The sequence below is a fragment of the Clostridium sp. genome, assembly GCF_051656525.1.
Classification (GTDB): domain Bacteria; phylum Bacillota; class Clostridia; order Clostridiales; family Clostridiaceae; genus Clostridium.
Genome location: NZ_JBOGCC010000201.1, coordinates 1 through 4,277, shown reverse-complemented (window position 1 = coordinate 4,277; position 4,277 = coordinate 1). Strand labels below are relative to the sequence as shown.

Sequence of the window (4,277 nt, the reverse complement as noted above, 5' to 3'; positions counted from 1 at the left end):
TCTTTTTTTAATATTTTAACCATACCATCTAAAGCTTCCTCTATTATTAATTCACCCTTTTCTTTAGAACTACTTCTACCTAATGATAAAAGACCTGATTTTGGCACTAAATCTTCAGGTATTGGATATACTTGATAGTTAGGAACTTTCTCTATTTTTTCATCTATTAATCTATCCATATGTACCAATTCTGGAGCAAATTTTAATATTAATGATGTTTCTGTAATTGCCGCATGTTCTAATGCCCATCCTGGAAATTCAACTTCATCAAAAACTTTATCTATAGTCTTTTGAGTTATCATATCCCACCAACTCATTATTAAAATTTTTGTCCCTTTTGGCATTGTTCTACTTACTAAATCTACTGCTTCTATTAAAAAAGCTTGATTTTCAAAATGAGAATTCATTAATACGATTTTCTTCACACCATCTCTTATTAATTCTTCTATAATATCCTTTACTAAAGCTACTAATGTTGCACCATTTAAATCTATTGTCCCAGGAAATAAAGGTCCACCTCCAGATGCTGGTTGAGACTTATAACCATAATTAACAGATGGCATAACTATCCCATTTACCTTATCAGCTAGAAGTGTCGCAAATCCTTCTGATATTATTGTATCTGTATAATATGGTAAATGTGGTCCATGTTGTTCAACAGACCCTATAGGTAAAATAACCACATCATTATCTTTTCTCTCATTAAATTCGTACCAAGTCATATTTTTCATTAAAGTCATATTTAATCCTCCTAATAATATTTATAAAACTAACCTCTATTATTAGAACAAACTTTCTTTTAAAATTATAACATATTATTTATAGTATAATTTAAAATCTTTTTAATCATATTTTATTAATTTATATTTTTATCTTTTAAAATCAAGAAGTTTACCTTTCAATTGTTCCTCAATAGTTTTTAATTCAACTTCTGCTTCTTTACGTTTTTGACGTCCTTCTGTTTGGATATTAAGAATTTCATCAAGTGTTGATATTAGAGATTCATTTGTTGTTTTTAATGTTTCTATATCAACAATACCTCTCTCTGATTCTTTAGCTGTTTCTATAGTTGCAGTTTTTAATATTTCTGCATTTTTCTTTAACAACTCATTAGTCATATTAGTCACTTCTCTTTGAACTTTTACTGCATCACTTGCATGGCTAACTCCAAGTGTTAAAACAATCTGACTTCTCCAAAGTGGAATTGTATTTACTATTGTAGATTGTATTTTTTCTGCCATTAAAGAATCATTATTTTGAATTAATCTAATTTGTGGCGCCATTTGTAATGAAACCATTTTTGTTAATTCTAAGTCATGTATTTTCTTATCAAAGCGATTGCAAAGTGAAATAAAATCATTTAATTCTTGAGCTTCTTGTGGATTTCCACTAATCTTTGCTTTTTTCTGAAGTCTTGGAAGCTCTTCACTTTCTAATAGTTGAAGCTTCTTTTTCCCTGCTAAAATATACATTGTAAGTTCTTTAAAATATACTTTGTTTGTCTCATACATCTTATCTAACATAGCAATATCTTTTAATAGCTGTACTTGGTGCTTTTCTAAAATATTAGTCATCTTTTCAATATTAACTTCAACTTTTTCATAACTAACTTTCATTTTTGAAATCTTATCTTTATTTTTCTTAAAGAATCCTAGAACTCCTTTTTTATCATCTGTATCTTCAACAGTCTTTAATTCATAAACCATACTTGATAAAATATCACCAATCTCACCTAAGTCTTTTGTTCTTACATTTTCTAATGCTGACTGTGAAAAGTTAGAAATCTTCTTTTGTGCTCCTACTCCATATTGCAAAATAGAATTTGAATTATTTATATCTATCTTACTAACAAAGTCATCTACCATTTTCTTTTCTTCATCTGTTAGTTGTATTTCATCTTCTATATTCTTATCTTCTTTTTCTTCTACCTTAGTTTCAACCTCATTTTCTTCAAAAGAATCAAAAGTTAAACTTGGTACTTTATTAAATTCTTCACTCATTTTAACTCCACCTTTACTCTTTAAAATCCTTCTCTGTTAAACCTTCTTGTTTAAATAGGGTTTCAAGTACAGAAATATCTGAAGAAATGTCCATAGCAGTTTCCTCAAATAATTCATTTAATAATTTCTCAAAAGCTATATTTATAGTATCTATACTATTTTCTATTTCAATCTTAGCATTTCTTATATTATCACCTTGAATTTGCTGTCTATCTAACTCACTATACGAGCTAATTAGCTTTATAACTGTTGGAAGATAGTATGTCACAAACCTATGAATATCCCTTATTTTCTTAGGATTCTTCTCAACATAATTAATAATTTGATTTGCAAGATTTATTAATCTTTCAAGTCTTTTTGTTAAATCATCTTTATACAATTTAGCTCTTATTAAATTTATTTCATTAATATACTCTCTACCTATCTCAATTATAGACTTTTCTTTTTCAAAAACTTCCTCTTCTTCTACATCTTCTGTATTTTTCTTCTGTGTTTTTAAATTTATATAATCTTGGTACACATCATCACTTAACATAAAATATGTTTTCTCTTCATCTATGTGTCCCTCTAAAAACATTCCTAAATCACTCATCTTCTGTAAATCTTTAATAATAAACTTTTCCTTTAACCCTGATAGCTTAGCTAGATTACTAATTTGAATAAACTTCTTATTATTCATAAACTTTATGTACTTCTTAAACCTTGCTATTCTTCCTCTTAAACTAATTCCTCTAGCTAAAAATAATATACTACCTACTAAGAATACTAATAGTAATCCAATTCCAAAATAAGTTCCTAAAGTAAACATACCTCTCATCATCATACTAACCATTGAAAACATCATTAAGAAAAAACTAAAAATAGCTATTCCTAAAATTCCAATTAATATATATACATATCCCTTGACCTTACCATCTGGATTCTTACTAATATATCTCTTCATCTCTTTTTTATCTTTTGCCATGGTATATCTTTCACTATACTCATTAGCCTTTTCACGAACCTTATTTACTGCGTAATCACGCTTATCTTTAATATCCTTCAAATCAACAGCATCTACTGCATTAAAAGCCTTATTAACCATAGACTTAATTTGATTCTCTAAATCTGAAAAATTCCTTCTATCCAATTTTTTCACCTCCAGATTTTTTATATTAATTAATCTATAATTTTATTATAACATCATCACTAACAAACTATAAAAATAATAGCCCCAATTTATTAAAGACTATTACTTTCAATCAAAAGCTCTTATTATATTTTTACTTTAAGAAATAAAAAATTCTACCTAAATCTATCTCTAAACCCTTCATTTCAATTGAGTTATAAACTTCATCCTTACTATAAATTCTAAAAGGTCTATAATAATCTTCATGTAACTTATATTGAGTAAGAGTACCATCTTGGTATATTAAGTTATACTCCTTAATACCATGAACTGCATATAAATACATCTTTTTAATTGTATCTAATGATGCATTTAAATCAGATACAACTTCAAAAATTATTGTAGGCACTTCTAATATAGATTCACCCTTTCTTCTAATCTCATCATTATCCTTTGGACATACTACAAAAACATCTGGCTTAAATTTATCCTCACCAAGCAAAAGCTCTATTTGCTCTGAATAAACCTCACAATTCTTCCCAAATAAAAAATCCTGTATCTTTCCACTTAATCCAATAGTTATTTTATTATGATTTACAGAAGGAGGAAGACTACATATTATTTCATTATCTAACAACTCAACTTTTCCATTAAAGCTTCTACAAAGTTCCTCATATATTGCCTCATTATTACTTCCCTTTTCTTTATATATACTCAAACTCTCCACCTCCGATTTATTTCATAGCTAATTAAATTCTTCACATATATTAGCTTTATTATAACATCATTTAAAAATTTCCTTAATATCTTATTCAACATCTTTATCCACAAATATTAAAGGTTGTTACAAAAATACTCACAACCTTTCCTTATTCTTGTGGATAACTTTTTTCTAATCTTTTTCCACAGATTTTATCTGAAAATTAAAATAAAAAAACCCCTAAAGATATTCAGCACTAACTAAAATATCTTTAGAGGGTATACTTCAAAAATCATTTAATATAATAATCAAAATATTTCGCTCAAAAAAATCTTCAACTTATATTGCATAAAACTTTAAAAAAAGGTCATAATACAATAGAAGTCTTTGATTTTAGGATTCTTAAGATAGTGTGTGTATCTTTCGAATTTACAGGTGCTACAACACCTATAAAATCATAGACTTTTTT

General features: G+C 27.0%; 4 protein-coding genes. All 4 read right to left on the bottom strand.

The features are described from left to right. A partial coding sequence (locus ACRDDY_RS10150) for a creatininase (protein WP_438564838.1) occupies positions 1-740 on the bottom strand: 740 nt, incomplete at its 3' end. Positions 741-869: 129 nt separating this feature from the next. Further along, positions 870-2,000, bottom strand: a complete 1,131-nt coding sequence (locus ACRDDY_RS10145; RefSeq protein WP_438564837.1) for a toxic anion resistance protein — start codon at positions 1,998-2,000, stop codon at positions 870-872. Positions 2,001-2,013: 13 nt separating this feature from the next. Beyond that, a complete protein-coding gene (locus ACRDDY_RS10140) occupies positions 2,014-3,138 on the bottom strand; it encodes a 5-bromo-4-chloroindolyl phosphate hydrolysis family protein (RefSeq protein ID WP_438564836.1) in 1,125 nt (374 codons plus the stop codon). A gap of 124 nt (positions 3,139-3,262) precedes the next feature. Continuing rightward, complete coding sequence (locus ACRDDY_RS10135; protein WP_438564835.1) at positions 3,263-3,826, bottom strand: Uma2 family endonuclease; 564 nt, start codon at positions 3,824-3,826, stop codon at positions 3,263-3,265. Positions 3,827-4,277 lie beyond the last annotated feature (451 nt).